This window comes from Paraburkholderia tropica, assembly GCF_900109265.1.
GTDB lineage: Bacteria > Pseudomonadota > Gammaproteobacteria > Burkholderiales > Burkholderiaceae > Paraburkholderia > Paraburkholderia tropica.
Window position 1 is genome coordinate 1 of sequence record NZ_FNZM01000034.1, and the last position, 16,769, is coordinate 16,769.

The window sequence follows — 16,769 nt, forward strand, 5'->3', positions numbered from 1 at the left end:
CCGCTGCTGACGAAGGGCGCATCGGTGATTCTCACGGGCTCGACGGCGGGCAGCGCGGGCACGGCGGCGTTCAGCGTGTATGCGGCGTCGAAGGCGGCGGTGCGTTCGTTCGCCCGCAACTGGATTCTCGACCTCAAGGACCGCCAGATCCGCGTGAACACGATCAGCCCCGGCGCGACCCGCACGCCCGGCCTGCTCGACCTGGCCGGCGACGACGCCGCCCAGCGCCAGGGTCTGGCCGACTATCTGGCCGCGCAGATCCCGATGGGCCGTCTGGGCGAGCCGAACGAAATCGCCAGCGCCGCGCTGTTCCTCGCCTCGGACGATGCGAGCTTCGTGAACGGCGTCGAACTGTTCGTCGATGGCGGCCAGCAGCAGATCTGAGCGTGATGCGGGCGCATTCGGGGCGCGCAGGAATCGAGCGCGCCCTGGCCGTCGCGTTCGAAGCGAACATCGGCCTGATCATTCGCGGCAGTGCCGCATATTTCTTGCGCGGCACAGCAATTGCTCATGGAAGGCGTGTCGACTATCCCGTCGATCCACCCACCACGGAGCCGGCCATGCAATTCGTATTTCAATCGTGCCTGATCAGCACTTGCGCGAGCATCGATGACGGAAGAATCGTGGCGAACGCGAGAATCTTCAGCCCGGCTTCGGACGGTTCATTCGACGACGACGTCCACGATCTGTGTCTCGACGAGAATTTCATCGACGAGCACGAAGCGCTCACGTTTGCCCGCGAGCGCGCGATGCTCTGGGTCGAGGAGCATTGCGTGAGCGCGATGTAAATCGCGCAATCGGCGTGTAATCATCGCTTAATCGCCGCTTGATAGCCGCTTGATAGCCGCTTGATAGCCGCGCAACGGCGAGCGAAACGGACCGCGCACTGCGCCGCTCGTCGCCGAATGGCGGTAAAGTCGCAACGTTATCGCGTCAATCCGTCCGCATAATCGGTTCAATGCTCGTGCGCGGTTGCAAAGCCAGGTTGCAAAGCCGGCGCAAGCCGCAACGGCTTCGACCGCGTCCAGTTCGCGCATCCAGAAGACGGTACAGGGCAATGGGACCATGTCCACCACGCAAGACCGGACCGCCGAACCGATTCGGCTCCCTCGCGAGCCCGAAGCTGCACCCGAAGCCCAATCCGCTACCGACGCCCGCTGCCTGATGGGACCCGGCGAAACTACGCCGCGAGCGTGGGCGTCGTGCCCATCGACGCCAATTCGCTGGCCTGCGGACTCGCGGCCTACAAGCGCGAAGCCGTGATCACGCCCGACGTGCGGACCGACCCGCGCTGGAAGGACTGGGCGTGCCTCGCGCAGGCGTATCGCTATCGCGCCTGCTGGTCGTTTCCGGTCGAGGCGACGAGCGGCAAGGTCGTCGGCACGTTCACGCTCTATCGCGAGGAGGTGGGCGCGCCGACGGCGCGCGACCGCGAACTGGCGATGCGCTTCGCGCAGTCGGCGGCCATCATCATTTCGCGCCAGCAGGAAGCCGACGAACGCGCGCACGGCGTCAAGGCGCTGCGCCGCGGCGACCGCCAGAAGGACGAGTTTCTCGCGATGCTCGCGCACGAACTGCGCAATCCGCTTGCGCCGATCGCCAACGCGGGCGAACTGCTGACGCGCGTGCTCACCGGCCATCCGGGCGCACAGGCGGCCGTCGACATGATCAAGCGTCAAGCCGCGCAGTTGACCCGTCTCGTCGACGAACTGCTCGATATCTCGCGCATCACGCAGGGGCGCATTACGCTGCAGCGCGGCCCGGTCGATCTCGCGGGCGTGGTGACGCAGGGCATCGAGCCCGTCGAGCCGCGGCTGCGCGAAAAACGTCATACGCTGACGGTCGAAACGACGACGAGCGACGAACCGCTGTTCGTCGAAGGCGACAGGGCGCGGCTCGTCCAGTGCGTGGGCAACATCCTCACGAACGCCGTGAAGTACACGGACCCAGGCGGCGTGATTCGCGTCTGGACGCGCCCGCGCGGCGCGCACGCCGTCATCGGCATTTCGGACAACGGCTCCGGCATCTCCGCCGAGTTGCTGCCCCACGTCTTCGATCTGTTCGTGCAGAGCACGCGCACGCTCGATCGCGCCCAGGGGGGACTCGGCATCGGGCTGGCCGTCGTCAAGCGGCTCGTCCACATGCATCAGGGCGAGATCGCGGTTCATAGCGAGGGCGTCGGTCACGGCGCGACCTTCGAAATCCTGCTGCCGCGCATCGCGCGGCCGAGCGAAAGCGCGGTCGAAACCGACATCGCGAAGATCAGCCCGCGCCGCGTGCTGGTCGTGGACGATAACCGCGACGCGGCGGATTCGCTCGCGATGCTGCTCGCGCTACAGGGACACACGCCGGTGGTCGCGTATCGCGGCGACGAAGCGATTGCGCGGGCGCAGACGTTCCTGCCCGAAGTGGCGTTGCTCGCCATCGGACTGCCCGGCATGAGCGGCTACGAACTGGCGCGGCGGTTGCGCGCGATGCCGCAACTCGCGGGCATTCGCCTCGTGGCGATCACGGGCTATGGTCAGCCCGAGGATGATCAGCACACGCGCGAGGCCGGCTTCGACGAGCATCTGATCAAACCGATCGACCATAAGGCGCTACAGCGTAGTTTGAGTGGGCGGGCGGGATCGGAGCGCAGTGGGGGCGCGTGAACCGCGAAGCCTGCGTTAGCGCGCTCGCTCGCCATCGTGATGATGGGTGTGTGCAGACCGCCGTCCTTCGACAAGCACGCGCCAATCGCCGACAATGGTCCGAAGCCATCGAATCCGCATGACAAACGGCACTACCGACCGCACTACCGACGATGAATCTGTCCCAGCCCTCCCGCCTGCGCGGCGGCCTGTTCGGCCTGTTGATCGGCGACGCCCTGGGCGTTCCCTACGAATTCCACAGCGCCGCATCGATACCCGAATCGAGCGCGATTGAGATGACGCCGCCGGCGCACTTCGAGCGCGCGCACGCAGGCGTCCCGCCCGGCACCTGGAGCGACGACGGCGCGCAAGCGCTCGCGCTGCTCGACGCGCTCCTGCACAACCGCGAACTCGACCTCGATACGTTTGCCGACAATCTGCTCGACTGGGCTCAGCGCGGCGCGTTCACGCCGGACGGTCGGGTCTTCGACGTGGGATTGCAGACGCAGCGTGCATTCGAGCAGCTTCGGTCGGGCGTTCCCGCAGCGAACGCGGGCCCCGACGACGAACGCGATAACGGCAACGGCTCGCTCATGCGATGTCTGCCCGTCGTCCTGGTGACGACCTCGCGCGACGAAGCCATTCATCTGGCGCGCAAGCAGAGTCGGGTCACACACGGACACGCGCGCGCGCAATTGACGTGTGCGCTCTATTGCGTGACGGCGCTCGGCATTGTCGAAGGCCTGTCTGCCGCAGATGCCGTGCGCGCCGCCGAAGACGAACTGCTGCAGCGCTACGCCGATTCACCCGATGAAGCCGAACTGAAGATCGTGCTGGACGGACGCTTCGACGCGCCTCAAGGGTCCGGCTATGTCGTCGACAGTTTCTGGTCCGCCATCCACTGCGTCTTGTCGACGCGTTGCTACGAAGACTGCGTCAAGCGCGCGATCTCGCTTGGCAACGACACGGACACGACCGCCGCCATCGCAGGCGGCCTCGCGGGGATCGTGTACGGCGAAGACGCCATACCCGGGCGCTGGATGGCCACGCTGCAGCACAAGGCCCTCGTCGACGTCATGCTCGCTAGAATCTAGCGACCGCCGGCATCACGGCGCGTTCTGCCACTCCGTCAACTTCTCGCGTGCATTGAGGTCCAGGAATGCCGGCCTCGCACGCAAGCGCTCGATGTAGCGCGCGAGATGGGGCCACGTCGTTGCCGGACGCGGCATGTTGCGCGTCCAGCGCATCAGCGTGATCGCGAGGAAATCGGCCGTACTCAGCCGATTGCCGACCAGATAATGGCGTCCGTCGCCCAGCAGACGATCGAGATTGTCCATGGATGTTTCGATCTGCCGACGCTCGAACGCTCTGACTGCGGCCGCACCTTCCGGCTCGCCGTCGGTGTCTGCGTAGAACCAGCCTCGCATGGCCGGCAACACGGCATTCGCGAGATAAATCATCATCTCGAGCCACTCGGCGCGTTCGGGTTCGCCCGGCAATGGCGCAAGCCCGGACTCGGGATGCCGTTCCGCAAGCAGCATCAACAAGGCGGTCGACTCGCCGCGCGGTGCGCCGTCGACAAGCAGCGTCGGCACACGGCCCGTGGGATTCAGGCGCAGATACTCCGGCGAACGCTGTGCACCCGTGTCGATATCGACGAGTCGCGTTTCGAACGGCACGCCCAGCTCCAGCAACATCCAGTGCACGGCCATACTCGCCGCGCCGGGGCTGTAAAACAAAACGTAGGACATAGGCGGATTCCTTGTTCAGGTTGCGCTGCCAGCAATATGCCCACCATGTTACATCGCGCCCGCCGAAGATTTGCACGGCGCACCGCCAGCCAGACGACGAGTGCGTTCGATGCGTCTGCGGCATGAAGGCATGAGTGTTACGCCCGCTTCGCCGTCAAATACGCAATCCGCTCGGCGCCAAGCTGCTTTCCGCTTTCAAAAATCGCGCGCATGCGCACTTCGAGATACGCGCGCTCGTCGCGTGTAAACGCCGTATCGAGAATCTCGTCCAAAGGCGGCGCCAACGGATGCGGCGAAGTGCGAATAAACATCTCCCAAGGCAGACAGTCCTCGGTGCGTACGTCGATATGCAATTCCAGATGAATGTCCGTGAATCCCGCGTCCATCGCATACCGCACGAGATCGCGCTCGCCATAGTTCGTAATGGGCATCGACCGCAACTTCTCCTCGGTATCGGGAAACTGCGCGGCGCGGCATCGAAGCAAGAGCGGAAAGAACGGATCGTCGGCGTGGAAAGTGCCTTCATCGACGAGGCGCTTGAGCATGCAAACCTCCAGCGCTTCGTCGCGCAGAATCGGCTCTGCGATTGCGAAACGGCCGCCCGGTTTGAGTATGCGGAACAACTCGCGCATCGCGGCAGGCTTGTCTTCCACATACGCCAGAACGGCGCGCATCGTGGCGGCGTCGACGGAAGCATTGGCGATATCCTCAAGCCGCTCGGCAGAGCCGTGAACGAAAGCGCACTGCCCGCTGACACCGCGACTGCGCGCGGTCGCTTCGGCATGTTGCAGCAAAGGCAGCGAAATATCCGTCATCACCACGTTGAGCGACGCACCGGCGCGCTCGATCGCCCGGAGCCCAACGAGACCGTCTCCCGTGCCGATGTCGGCCAATGTCATGCCTGGGCGCAGTCGAACGGAATCGAGCACACGGTCGGCGTATTTCGTAATTTCGACACGGACGTTGCGCTCATGCGCGCGGTCATCGCCATGACGCTGCCGGAGAATCCATGTGGACCAGTTATCGTGAGTGGCAGTGTTCGTGTGCAGTGACAAGGTGATTTCCACAGGAATTCGAGCGAGCGGCGCAATGCTAGCTTTCTATTCTGATGAGCACCTTAACGATTGCAATTCGAATGCAATTCGAAAGCAATCTCCAATCTGGCGCGTCATTTTCAAAAGAACGCAATCCGTCCGCTTTCAGACTGAATAAAAGGCATTGTCATTCCAGGCATTCCATCGACGATTTCGATGGGCTGGCTGACATGGTGCCATTTTGATTCGTCGCCGCGCGAATCAAACCGCAGCTTATGCAAGCCTTAAGGAAACTCATTACCGGAAAATAAATACTTCTTAAGAGTTTGAAAGATCCTCCGATAAACCGGGCGCAGTACGCGGTTTTCTTTTCTTTCTGGAGATTCTTCTATGACCATCCCCGCCGTTTCCAGCCAACCCGCAAGCGTAAGCGCAGCGGCAACCACGAGTGCCGGAACGCAGAAGCAAGCGGCAAGCGCCTCGCAAACGACTGCCACGACACAGGCGCAATCGCAAACGCAGTCCGGCACGTCGACGCAAAGTTCGACGCCATCGGCTTCCTACACGGTGAATATCAGCAGCCTCGCGCGCGCCGCATTTGCCGAGGCCACGGAAACATCGGTGCAAACCGCGCAGGAAGCCAACCGGGGCGACAGGCAGGCGCAACGTCTGCTTGCAAAGGAGCAGGCCAACAAGGTGGATTAACGTCGAAGCGCGTCATCAATCAATGACGCGCGGCGGCCTGCACTCAGGCGAGAAAGCGACGCTCGGTCGATTCGATCAAGTGTCGCGAACGGATCGTGGATTCAATAGCTCAATGAATCAATCGACACTCAACCACGCGTCGACGAGTCACGCCATATTGATCGCACAAACGCGCCCCTTCACGCGATTTTCGCCAGACGTCCGTGTGCGCCGACTGCATCCGTCGACATCGATTCGCGCACATAGCGCGCGAATTCCTGCGCCGTTGGCTTCATCGTCGCGGGTAATTGCAGGCAGATCGCGAATGGCGGCAGCGCGGGCAAACCCGCCGCGTGAGGCGCAAGCGTCTCCAGATCAGCGGGCACGGTGGAGACGAGCCACGCCGTGATGGCGAGTCCCGCGCGCACCGTGGCGGCCGTCGCCTCGATGTTGCCGCTCTCGAACACGGTGCGCCACGCAATGCCTTGATCCGCAAGCGCGCCGAGCACTACAGGACGAAACGCGCAACGCTCGTCCACCATCGAGAGCGGCAGCGGACGCTTCTGCCAGGCGTCGCTGCGCTGACCCGCGACCCACACCAGCGGCTCGATCCGCACCACTTCGCCCTCGGCTTCGCTCGCCACGTATTCGACCAGCGACACGTCCACGCGCCCGTTCTTCACCGCCTCGCTCAACTCCGGCGACGCCGCGCACACCAGCGAGATCTCCACTTGCGGATAGGCCTCGGCGAACGCCTTCATCGCGGGCGCGAGCGGCGTGACGAGATCGTAAGGCACGCCCACACGCAGGCTTCCGGCGAGCGAACGGCCGGTCATGTCCGCCCAGATTTCGTCGTTCAGCCTGAGCAACTGACGCGCCTTCACCAGAAACTGCTCGCCATGGCGCGACAGTTCCAGCTTGCGCGCCTTGCGCACGAACAGCAGACAATCGAGCAGGTCTTCAAGACGCTTCACCTGCTGGCTCACGGCGCCTTGCGTCATATGCAGCAGATTCGCGGCGACCGTCATGCTACCGCTGTCGGCGACGGTCACAAAGGTGCGGATCAAATCGATGTCGAGATTTCGGCTCATTCACGCATTATGCCGCGTAATGGATCACATCAGAATTATTGCCTTTGCTGATGTGTCGGCGGTCCGTACAGTGCAGGTCTTTACCACGTGAACCTGCGCCGATGACCTCGATCCTGCCACTTCTCCTGTTTGTCGCCGTCGCGACCGTGACGCCCGGCGGCGCCACCACGCTCGCCACCGCATCGGGCGCGCGCTTCGGCTTCGTGCGCTCGATTCCGCTGATATTCGGCATCGCGATGAGCCTCGCGTTATTGGCCGCCGTCGCCGGACTCGGGCTGGGCGGCCTGCTGATCGCGCTGCCCTCGCTGCAGGCGGCGGTGAAGGCAATCGGCTCCGCGTATTTGCTATGGCTCGCGTGGCGCATCGCGCGCAGCGCTCCGCCGGTCGGCGGCGCCGGTCCCGCGCGCCCGATCACGCTCGCAGGCGGCTTCGTCCTGCTGCTTCTGAACCCGAAAAGCTGGGCGATGACGGTGAGCGCGGCGGCGTCTTTCGCGCTGCTCGCCAGCAATCCGAACCGGCTTGCGATGCTGCTTGGCGCGTCGTTCGGCACCGCCGCCTGTCTGTCGCTCGCGCTGTGGTGCGCGCTCGGCGTGCTGCTCGCGCGGCTCTTTCGCACGCCGCGTCATTGGCGCATTCTGAATCTTGCGATGGGCGCGTTGCTGGCCGCATCCATCATTCCCGCATGGAGATAACGATGACTTCCCTTCCCTTCGCCGAATCGTTCGATCTCGAACACGTGTTCGCCGGCGTATCCGAATACTGGTCGCCGAAAGTCGTCGCCCAGGTCAACGATCAATACGTGAAAGTCGCCAAGGTACGCGGTCAACTCGTGTGGCACGACCACACTCACGAAGACGAACTGTTTTACGTCTTACGCGGGCATCTGAAGATCGAATATGAAGGCGGGCGCGTAGTGGATCTGCCCGCCGGTTCGATGCATATCGTGCCGCGCGGCACCTTGCACAATCCCGTCGCCGACGAGGAATGCTGGATCGTGCTGATCGAACCCGTGCAGACCAAACACACCGGCGACGTGAATTCACCGCTGACGAAGACCATCGACGCGCAATTGCGTTGATCGCATCGAGCATTGCGTCCGGCGTTACCAGATCGCGCCTGCGGAAGGCGAAAGCGCCAACGGTGTGCCCGTGCGCTCCCAGCCTCCGCCCATCGCCCTGAAGAGCGCGATTTGCGCGCTCAACTCGCCCACCTGCTCACGCACGAGCGCGGCTTCGCTGTCCACGAGCGCGAGTTGCGCGCGATCGAGATCCATGCGCCCCACTTCGCCCACGCGCAACTGCGTTTGCGTCTTGCGCAGAATCGTGCGGCGTTGCGCGACTTCGTTGGTGCGCGCGTCGCGCAACTGCGCTTGCCGCGAGAGCCGCGCGAGCGCCTGCTCGACGTCGAAAAGCGCGCCCTGCGCCGCTTTTTCGTAGGCCAGTTCCGCCGCGCGCGCCTGCGCATCGGTGGCCTGAACGCGCGACTCGCGCGCGCCGAAATCGATCAGCGGCATCATGGCGGCCGCGCCGAACAACCAGAGTGTGCTCGGCCCGAGCGACTGTCCCGCGATTTCCCATCCGTTGCGCGCGAGCACGGCGCTCAATGAAAACGTCGGCCAGTAATTCAGGCGCGCGACATCCGACTGACGCACGGCGGCAAACAGACGATCGCGTGCCGCAATCAGATCCGGACGCCGCTCCAGCAGATCGACCGGCTGTCCCGGCGCGATAGCCGGCAACGCTTGCGGCAGCTCAGTGGTTTCGTCGAGCACACTCGCGAGTTCACCGGGCTGCGCCGCGCAGATCTGCTCGATCGACAGACGCGCGCTCACGAGCGCACGATCGACTTCCTGTTCGCGCGCCTGAATTTGCGCCAGGGCGGCGCGCGCGGCATCGATATCCGTACTCAGCACGACGCCCGCGACGAAGCTGTGCTGCGCAATCACGACGAAGTCTTCGGCAATTGCGCGGCTCTGCTCGATCAGCCGACGCTGCACGATCAGGCCGCGGTAAGTCATATACGCGTCGGCCACCGTCGCGACGACCGCTAGCCGCGCGGCCTGTGCGTCGCCTGCCGCCGCCAACGTCATTGCACGCGCGGCGGCCAATCTCGCGCGGCCACGCCCGAATACGTCGATCTCCCATTGCGTCTGCAATCCGACGCGCCAGAATTGCGCGTCGAGATCGTTGACACCCAGAAACTGCGCGAATTCGAGCTGGGTTTCGCCACCATGATATTTCGCCGCCTCGACCCCGACGCCCACGCTCGGCAGCAACGCCGAGCGCGCGGCCAGAATATTGGAGCGCGCATCGTCGACGCGGGCGGCGGCGAGCCGGAGATCGTAATTGTTTTTCAGCGCTCGTTCGATCAGCGCATTGAGCGCCGGGTCATCGAACTGGGTCCACCAGTTCACGAGTCTGGTTTCGTCGATCGATTGCTGCGCGTTCGCTTCCGCCGCGTTCTGTTGCTGCTCGAAACCGGCGGGCATCGCGGGCGGGTGATCGAGCTTCAACGGTCCATTGCATGCGCAAAGCGCGGACACGACCGTGAAAGCGACGGCGCAGATCGACGCCTTACAGCTGCCGCGCACAGCGAATTCACGTGGCCTCATGACGTTCTCCGTCGGCCGCGCCCGGCCCCGTCTCGTCGCTGCGGATCGAGAAGAACACGACATAAAGCGCGGGCACCGCGGCCATCGTCAGCACCGTTGCGAACGCGAGGCCGGCCATCATCGTAATCGCCATGTCCTTGAAAAAAGGATCCCAAAGCAGCGGCACCATGCCGAGTATCGTCGTGCCGGCCGCGAGCGCCACCGGTCGCAAACGGCTCTTCGAACCGTCGATGACGGCACGCATGCGCGGCACACCGGACGCGATCTGAAGATCGATTTCATCGACAAGCACGACGCCGTTCTTGATCAGCATGCCGATGAGACTGAGCAAGCCGAGCAGCGACATGAAACCGAATGCGCCACGAAACGCCAGCAGGCCGATCGTCACGCCGCAGATCGACATGGGCACGACCAGCAGCACAATCAACGCGGGTTTCAGGCGACCGAACATAAAAAGAACGAGTAACAACATGCCTGCAAAACCAATTGGCAATTGCGTGAATAAACTCTCTTTCGCTTTGTTCGACGACTCGTATTCGCCGCCCCATTCAAGTTCGTAACCGGGCGGCAGCGCGATCGCCTCGATGGGCGCGCGCACACGGTCGAAGGCGGCCACGCTGTTCTCGCCATAGCGCGTGCCCGCCGACACCGTGAGCGTGCGGATTCGGTCGCGCCGGGCGATCACACCGTCTTCCGTGCCATACGTGACACCGCCGAGCACGTCCGCCATCGGCACATAGCGGCGCTGGCCGAGGCTGTACACCTGCAACCCCTGCAGACGCTCGATGCCACCCATGCCGGGCGGCTCGTTGAGCACGATGGGCAGCAGCAGATCCTCGTCGCGAAACAGGCCCACGCGCAGGCCTTCCGTCGCATACGCGAACGTGTCGTTGAGTTGCCGCCGCGTCACGCCGAGCGAGCGCGCCCGCGTATCGTCGAACACGGGACGCACGACGTTGACGCGGTTTTCCCAATCGTTGCTGATCGATTGCAGGCCACCGTCTTTACGCAATACGGCCTGCGCCTGCGCGCCCAGTTTGCGTAGCACGGCAGGATCGGGACCGAGAAAGCGCGCCTGAATCGGCAGCCCGCTGGAAGGACCGAAGTTCGGGCGCGTGACGGACCAGTTCACGTCGGGAAACTGTTTGCGCAAGTCGTGATCGAGCGTCGGAATCAGGGTGTCGATACGCGCGGCGTCATCGACTGTCACGATGAATTGCGCATACGACGGGTCCTGCGTCTCCGGATCGTAGACCAGAATGAATCGCGTCGCGCCGCCGCCAATATACGTTCCGACACTCTCCACACCGGGTTGCGCGAGCAACAGTTTTTCCGGACCTCGTGTTCGTTCCATCACGGTGCGAATATCGGCGCCGCGCGGCAAACGCATATCGACATAGAAAATCGGATTGGTCGACGCCGGAAAGAAACTCTGCTCGACGAACCGAAAACCCCAGATGCAAACGACCAGCAACACGACCATCGAGCCGATGACCCAGAGTCGCCTGCGTTCGACCCAGCCCAATAGCCGACCGTATTGCCGATACAGCCGCGTGTCGAACGGATTCTTCTGTTCGCCTTCGCCTCGTTTGAAAAAATAAAAGCCGAGCAGCGGCGTCAATGCGATGGCAATCACCCAGCTAAATAGCAGCGAAATGGCCGCAACCGCGAAAAGCGATGCGCAAAACTCCCCTACCGCATCGGGCGACATGCCAATGCCGGAAAACGCGAGAATGCCGACGACCGTGGATGCAAGCAGCAACCATTGCCCTTGTTTGAGCACTTCCGCTGCGGCCTCGATGTGCGAAAGTCCTCTTTGAACGCGGACGAGCATACCCTCGCACACCACAATCGAATTGTCGGTCAGCATGCCCATCACGATGATCAGTGCGCCGAGCGAAATGCGCTGCAATTCAATACCCGCCGCATACATGACAAAGAGCGTGCCGAGAATCGACAAGAACAATTCGATGCCAAGCACGACACCCGCGCGCCATCCCAGCCCGATACCGAGCGCGACCGTTACGATGCCGACCGAGAGCATCACATCCAGCACGAACCCGCGCACGGCGGCATCGACGGAATCGGGCTGGTCGTAAAGCACGTGCAATTCGATGCCTAACGGCCGGACCCGTTCGAGTTCCTTCAGCTTTTCTTTCACCTCGTCGCCGACCTTCACGACGTTGACCCCCGAGCGCGCGCTGATCCCGATCGTCAGCGCATCCTGCCCGTTATAGCGAATCGCCTGCGTGGGTATGCTCGCGTAGCCGAAATTCACGCGGGACACGTCGCCGAGCAGCAATTCGCCCGGCGTCGTGCCGACCGGCAATGCGCGCACCGACGCCAGCGTGTCGAGCGTGCCGGTCGGCGAAATACGGATCAACTGGTCGCCGACACGCTCGCGCCCCGCGCTGCGAACCTCGTTTTGCACGCCCAGCGCCTGAGCAATGTCGTCCGACGAAAGATTGTTGGCGACAAGCAGTGACTGGTCGGCCGTGATCGTCACCTGTTGCTGCTGATTACCCGCAATCACGATATCGGCGACGTCCGGCAAAGTGAGCAGGTCTTTGCGCAATTCGCGCGCGTAATCGAACAACTGCGCCTGTGAATAACCTTTGCCGGTAATAGCATAGAAAAGACCGTACACGTCGCCGAAACGGTCCAGCACGATTGGCGGACCTGCGCCTGGCGGCAGTCGTGGCGTGAGGTCGCCAATCTGCCGCCGCAATTGCTCCCAGATCTGCTGCAATTGATTCGACATGTACTGATCGCGAATCTGAATACGCACTTCGGAATAACCCGCCATCGAACGCGAACGAATAAAATCCACCTGCTCCAGTTGCTGCACGGCGCTTTCGATGCGATCGGTCACCTCGCTCTCGACTTGTTTGGCGCTCGCGCCCGGATAAAGCGTAACCACCACGGCCGTCTTGATCGTGAATTTCGGATCTTCCAGCCGCCCAATGTCGATATACGCAATGATCCCGCCGATCAACGACACCAACGCGATAATCCATGCGATTAGCGGCCTCTCGATTAGCGTGCGCGCCAGGTTCATGGATTCGTTTCCATCGGACGGACTTCTTCGCCTTCGGTAACGAATTGGGCTCCGCCTGCCACGACTTGATCGCCCACCTGCAACGCGCCGGTCACGACGGCATCGTCTCCGCGAATCTCGCGCAACGCCACGGCAGTGCGCGTCACGCGATGACTCGTCGTGTCGTATTTCCAGACCGCGCGGCTATCGTCGCCGCTAACGACCAGTGCGTTGACCGGCACGACGAGCGCGGATTGCGTAGTGGCCGACGCGGGAACGCGAACGCGCACACGCAGCGCCATGCCCGGCAGCAGATTGAGATTGTCCGGTCGCGCGAGAGAAAACAGCAGACGATACACGCTGCCGCCAGGTGTCGTGAGCGTCGAGTGCTCGCGATAGACGAGCGGAAAGATTGCCGAGGGCCGGTCGGGCGGCCATGCCTCGGCGCTCAATGTGCGATCGAACGGCAGTGAGTCGGCGATATTCTGCGGCAGCGCCACGCCGACTTCGAGGCGCGATCGCGCTTCCAGTTGAAACACCGGTGCGCCGGCTTGCGCAATCTGCTGCGCTTCGATCGTGCGCCGTGCAATCCGGCCGTCGAACGGCGCCAGCAGTCGGGTATTGCGTAAGTCGCGGCTCGCGAGATCGCGCTGGGCCCGCGCCATTTCCACGGCGGCTTTGAGTTGGTCGTACGCCGCGCCGGAGAGAATGTTTTCGTCACGCAACGCTGCCTTGCGCTTGAGGTCGTCGGCGAGCTGCTGATATTGCGCGTCCGCACGTTGCAGTTGAAGGCGGTAAGGCTCGTCGTCGATGCGGGCAAGCAACTGGCCCTGCGTGACGCGCGCGCCGTCGAGCACCGCAATCTGCACCACGCGGCCCGATACTTCAAAGGCGAGCGCGGAAACGTTGGTGGCTTCGACTTGTCCGGAAAACACGCGCAACTCACTTGCTCCGCTCTCACCCACGGGCGCGATTTCCACCATGCGCGGCTCGTTCGCCCGTTCACTGGGTGTGGGCTTTCCGCACGCCCCCAACATGAAAACGAGCAACACGAGAGAGCAGACCTCGCGACCGCGCACACGCGCAGAATGACCGGCCGTTGCGTTGGCACCGGAATTCGAGTGTGAACAGGCATCCACGATGCTCATCCGTCCCCTCTCAGTGACATTGCCCAATACCTATTCAACACATGATCAGCGACGCAGAAACGTTCGTGAACGTCGCTGAATGAATCGAGTGCGAAAAGTACGCGATCCGATTTGAGGCGAGCATAGCTGAATATTTAAAAACGAGTTTCATACGCGACGCGTGGCAATCTGCGCATCGACACGTTTAAATAGCGATTATGATCAGACCGTCGAACTCGCGCGGCACTGCTCACGCGGTTGAACCGATAAGAAATAGGTGAAGTGGAAATTCAAAACTCACGAGTCCGCCGTGTTATTGCCATTTCCCGCAAACGTATCCTAACGAATCGCTCACGATGACTCTCCCGTCTCGATGCGCCTCCTGGTATGGAAAAACTCCATGTCCATCCGCTCCGCCCTGAAACGATCCCAACTGGCGACGGCCGAACAGCGCGCCATGAAGGTGTCGATGTACGTGGTTTGCCTGGGCTTCGTCTCCAACGTCGGCTACGGCTTTTTCGTGCAGTCCGACACGCTGATCCTGACCGCGATTTTTTATCTGCTCAATTTCGTGAGTTCTGCCTTGGGGTGGATGGCGGCATCGCTCGTCAACCGTCCCGCGACCGACCGGTTTCAGTATGGATTCTGGTTTCTGGAGCCGCTCGTGAACGGCATCAACGGCCTGATGATGTTGATTGTCTGCGTCTACGGCCTCGTGAACGGCATAGAGGGCATTCGCTCGGGCGGTCATGCGATCGACGCGCGTGGCGTTATCTGGTTTAGCGTCGCGAGCTGCGTGGTCTGTTTCGCGATGGTCGTTTACAAAAAAGCAACAGCCAGACGGATTAATTCCAAACTCTTGAAGACTGACAGTTTCAAATGGATCATGAAGTTCGCGTTCAGTGCGGCCACGCTGCTCGGCTTCGTTGTGTATTCAGTGCTGCCGGCGGGGATGCGTGATCAATGGTACCCGTACGTCGACAGCGTCATGACAACGGGCTTGTCGCTGCTCTTCCTCCTTGTTCCTGTGAAAATCATTCGCAGCAGCTTTGCTGAATTGCTGCACATGACTCCGGATGAGAACAATCCGCGTCTGGGCATTGAAACCATGCTCGACGACATCAGTCGCGATTTCGGCATCATTCGCCATTACACCCATGTCGTCCAGGCGGGAAGACGTAATTTCGTCGAGATCAATATGCTTGTCGATGCCCTGTCGACGTTGCGCGACATTGGCGCGCAGGACCGCCTGCGGGAGCAGATATGGAAGTCGCTGGGGTCGATTCCAATAGAAAACCGTCTAACCATACAGATCACCGCCGATCCACGATGGGAAGACGGTCGGGAGCCGGATTGATCTCGACCGCCTGATTCAATTCATGTTGGGAAAAAGCGTCATAATTTTCAGAATTCACTCTTTATTCTGAACATTTATTAGTCATCCAAATCAACATGAAATACGCTGAAACCTGTCAATGCGACATCGATTTGAGATGTCACGTATGCGAATGTTGTTCTTCGACACTCAACCTGACAAGCGCTCGCTGGCATAACCAACCGTATGGCAGGGCATCGCGTGGTGGCACAGCGACGTGACAAAGGAGACACGATGAGGTCAATGCCCGTTTGCACCGTTTCCCTGGCGCTCCTTGGCGCCGCAAGCAGTGCCAGCGCTCAAAGCAGCGTCGCGCTCTACGGCTTGCTCGATCAATCGGTTCAATATGTCAGCAATGCCACACCGTCCGGCGGTCACCTCTGGCAAATGTTCGGCGGAAATCTTCAAGGAAACCGGTTCGGCCTGAAAGGCAATGAGGATCTCGGCGGCGGTCTTCAGGCCATATTCCAGTTGGAAAACGGCTTTGACATCAACACCGGAAAACTCGGCCAGGGCGGCCGTCTTTTTGGTCGCGAAGCTTATGTCGGGCTGAGCGCGGAAACATGGGGGACCGTGACCGCGGGACGGCAATACGATCCGCTCGTCGACATGATTCAACCGCTGACCGGTGACGGATATTTCGGCGCCCCCTTCGCGACACCCGGCGACGTCGATAATAACGACAACAGTTTCCGTGTCGATAACTCGATCAAGTACGTCTCGCCGAAATTCTATGGCTTGCAAATCGAGGGCATGTATGCGCTGGGCGGCCAGGCGGGATCGACCGGATCCGGGCAATCGTGGTCGGCCGCAGCCGGTTACTCGGGCGGTCCATTCAGCATGGCGGCGGGCTACTTTCACACCGACAACCTGTCCTCGTCGATACCGCGCACCGGATGGGGCGGAACGACCGGGGCAGCCACGTTCAACTCAGGATTTCCAGACTCTGCGGGCATCAACAGCGCCTACGTCACGGCCAAATCGATTGGCATTGCGTCCGTGGCATTTCAGTATGAAGACGGACAATTCACGGGCAACATCAGCTACAGCAACGCGCAATACAAGCCTGACGCCGCTTCAGCTTTCCAGAATACGCAGCGATACAACATCGGTCGCGCTTTCCTCGGCTATCAGATCACGCCTGCGAGTCTGATCGGCGTCGGTTATGCCTATGTCCGCGCAACGGGCGACGCATCGGCGACGTATAACCAGGTGTCGCTGGGCGGCGACTACGCGCTGTCGAAACGAACCGATCTGTACCTCGTGGGTGCCTGGCAGCATGCGGCCGGCGATCAGCGTGTGCCATCGCAAGGCGGTACGGGTGGCGGCCTCGTCCCGGCAACCGCATCCATAGGTTCCTATGGAAACCAGGCGAGCACCGATAACCAGATACTGGTGAGCTTCGGTATTCGACATCGATTCTAGGTTG

The 16,769-nt window shown here is 61.9% G+C and carries 15 protein-coding genes; 9 read left to right on the forward strand and 6 right to left on the reverse strand.

Annotated features, from left to right (window positions below; all coding sequences use genetic code 11):
• The 4 genes from BMY06_RS35930 to BMY06_RS35945 form a co-directional block, all read left to right on the forward strand.
• Window positions 1–384, forward strand: a 384-nt coding sequence (locus BMY06_RS35930; protein ID WP_143064455.1) for an SDR family oxidoreductase, incomplete at its 5' end; no start/stop codon positions are given.
• A 176-nt stretch (window positions 385–560) separates the two neighbouring features.
• Window positions 561–788: a hypothetical protein gene (locus BMY06_RS39255; RefSeq protein WP_065065850.1), complete on the forward strand. Its 228-nt coding sequence runs from the start codon at window positions 561–563 to the stop codon at window positions 786–788.
• A gap of 414 nt (window positions 789–1,202) precedes the next feature.
• The gene (locus BMY06_RS35940; RefSeq protein WP_124263349.1) at window positions 1,203–2,651 is read left to right on the forward strand and encodes a hybrid sensor histidine kinase/response regulator; all 1,449 of its coding nucleotides are present in this window, start codon (window positions 1,203–1,205) and stop codon (window positions 2,649–2,651) included.
• Window positions 2,652–2,803: 152 nt separating this feature from the next.
• A complete protein-coding gene (locus tag BMY06_RS35945; protein ID WP_074987607.1) occupies window positions 2,804–3,724 on the forward strand; it encodes an ADP-ribosylglycohydrolase family protein in 921 nt (306 codons plus the stop codon).
• A 12-nt stretch (window positions 3,725–3,736) separates the two neighbouring features.
• Here BMY06_RS35945 and BMY06_RS35950 read toward each other — a convergent pair whose 3' ends face one another.
• Window positions 3,737–4,381, reverse strand: coding sequence for a glutathione S-transferase family protein (locus BMY06_RS35950; RefSeq protein ID WP_065065840.1), 645 nt, complete (start codon window positions 4,379–4,381; stop codon window positions 3,737–3,739).
• Window positions 4,382–4,518: 137 nt separating this feature from the next.
• The gene (locus BMY06_RS35955) at window positions 4,519–5,448 is read right to left on the reverse strand and encodes a class I SAM-dependent methyltransferase (protein ID WP_074987608.1); all 930 of its coding nucleotides are present in this window, start codon (window positions 5,446–5,448) and stop codon (window positions 4,519–4,521) included.
• 357 nt (window positions 5,449–5,805) lie between these two features.
• Between BMY06_RS35955 and BMY06_RS35960 the strand changes: the two genes are divergently transcribed.
• On the forward strand, window positions 5,806–6,120 hold the full coding sequence (locus tag BMY06_RS35960) for a hypothetical protein (RefSeq protein WP_074987609.1): 315 nt from the start codon (window positions 5,806–5,808) through the stop codon (window positions 6,118–6,120).
• 179 nt (window positions 6,121–6,299) lie between these two features.
• Here the strand turns inward: BMY06_RS35960 and BMY06_RS35965 are convergent, their stop codons facing one another.
• Window positions 6,300–7,190, reverse strand: coding sequence for a LysR substrate-binding domain-containing protein (locus BMY06_RS35965; RefSeq protein WP_074987610.1), 891 nt, complete (start codon window positions 7,188–7,190; stop codon window positions 6,300–6,302).
• A 101-nt stretch (window positions 7,191–7,291) separates the two neighbouring features.
• On the opposite strand from BMY06_RS35965, the gene BMY06_RS35970 reads away from it, so the two are divergent.
• Both BMY06_RS35970 and BMY06_RS35975 read left to right on the forward strand, forming a co-directional pair.
• Window positions 7,292–7,882, forward strand: a complete 591-nt coding sequence (locus tag BMY06_RS35970) for a LysE family translocator (RefSeq protein ID WP_065065843.1) — start codon at window positions 7,292–7,294, stop codon at window positions 7,880–7,882.
• Window positions 7,883–7,884: 2 nt separating this feature from the next.
• Window positions 7,885–8,268, forward strand: coding sequence for a cupin domain-containing protein (locus tag BMY06_RS35975; protein WP_074987611.1), 384 nt, complete (start codon window positions 7,885–7,887; stop codon window positions 8,266–8,268).
• Between the two features lie 24 nt (window positions 8,269–8,292).
• Here the strand turns inward: BMY06_RS35975 and BMY06_RS35980 are convergent, their stop codons facing one another.
• The 3 genes from BMY06_RS35980 to BMY06_RS35990 are packed head-to-tail and all read right to left on the reverse strand — an operon-like array spanning window position 8,293 to window position 13,821.
• Window positions 8,293–9,864, reverse strand: coding sequence for an efflux transporter outer membrane subunit (locus tag BMY06_RS35980; RefSeq protein ID WP_409372389.1), 1,572 nt, complete (start codon window positions 9,862–9,864; stop codon window positions 8,293–8,295).
• Window positions 9,788–12,859 carry an efflux RND transporter permease subunit gene (locus tag BMY06_RS35985; protein WP_074987613.1) on the reverse strand — a complete coding sequence of 1,024 codons (3,072 nt, stop codon included), beginning with the start codon at window positions 12,857–12,859 and terminating at the stop codon, window positions 9,788–9,790. The genes BMY06_RS35980 and BMY06_RS35985 overlap by 77 nt, the downstream gene beginning before the upstream one ends.
• Window positions 12,856–13,821, reverse strand: coding sequence for an efflux RND transporter periplasmic adaptor subunit (locus BMY06_RS35990; RefSeq protein ID WP_244144383.1), 966 nt, complete (start codon window positions 13,819–13,821; stop codon window positions 12,856–12,858). The genes BMY06_RS35985 and BMY06_RS35990 overlap by 4 nt, the downstream gene beginning before the upstream one ends.
• Window positions 13,822–14,365: 544 nt before the next feature.
• Here BMY06_RS35990 and BMY06_RS35995 point away from each other — a divergent pair.
• Both BMY06_RS35995 and BMY06_RS36000 read left to right on the forward strand, forming a co-directional pair.
• On the forward strand, window positions 14,366–15,322 hold the full coding sequence (locus BMY06_RS35995; RefSeq protein WP_161495529.1) for a cation diffusion facilitator family transporter: 957 nt from the start codon (window positions 14,366–14,368) through the stop codon (window positions 15,320–15,322).
• A 252-nt stretch (window positions 15,323–15,574) separates the two neighbouring features.
• Entirely contained in the window at window positions 15,575–16,765 is a 1,191-nt protein-coding gene (locus BMY06_RS36000; protein WP_074987615.1) for a porin, read from the forward strand.
• The last annotated feature ends 4 nt before the right edge of the window (window positions 16,766–16,769 follow it).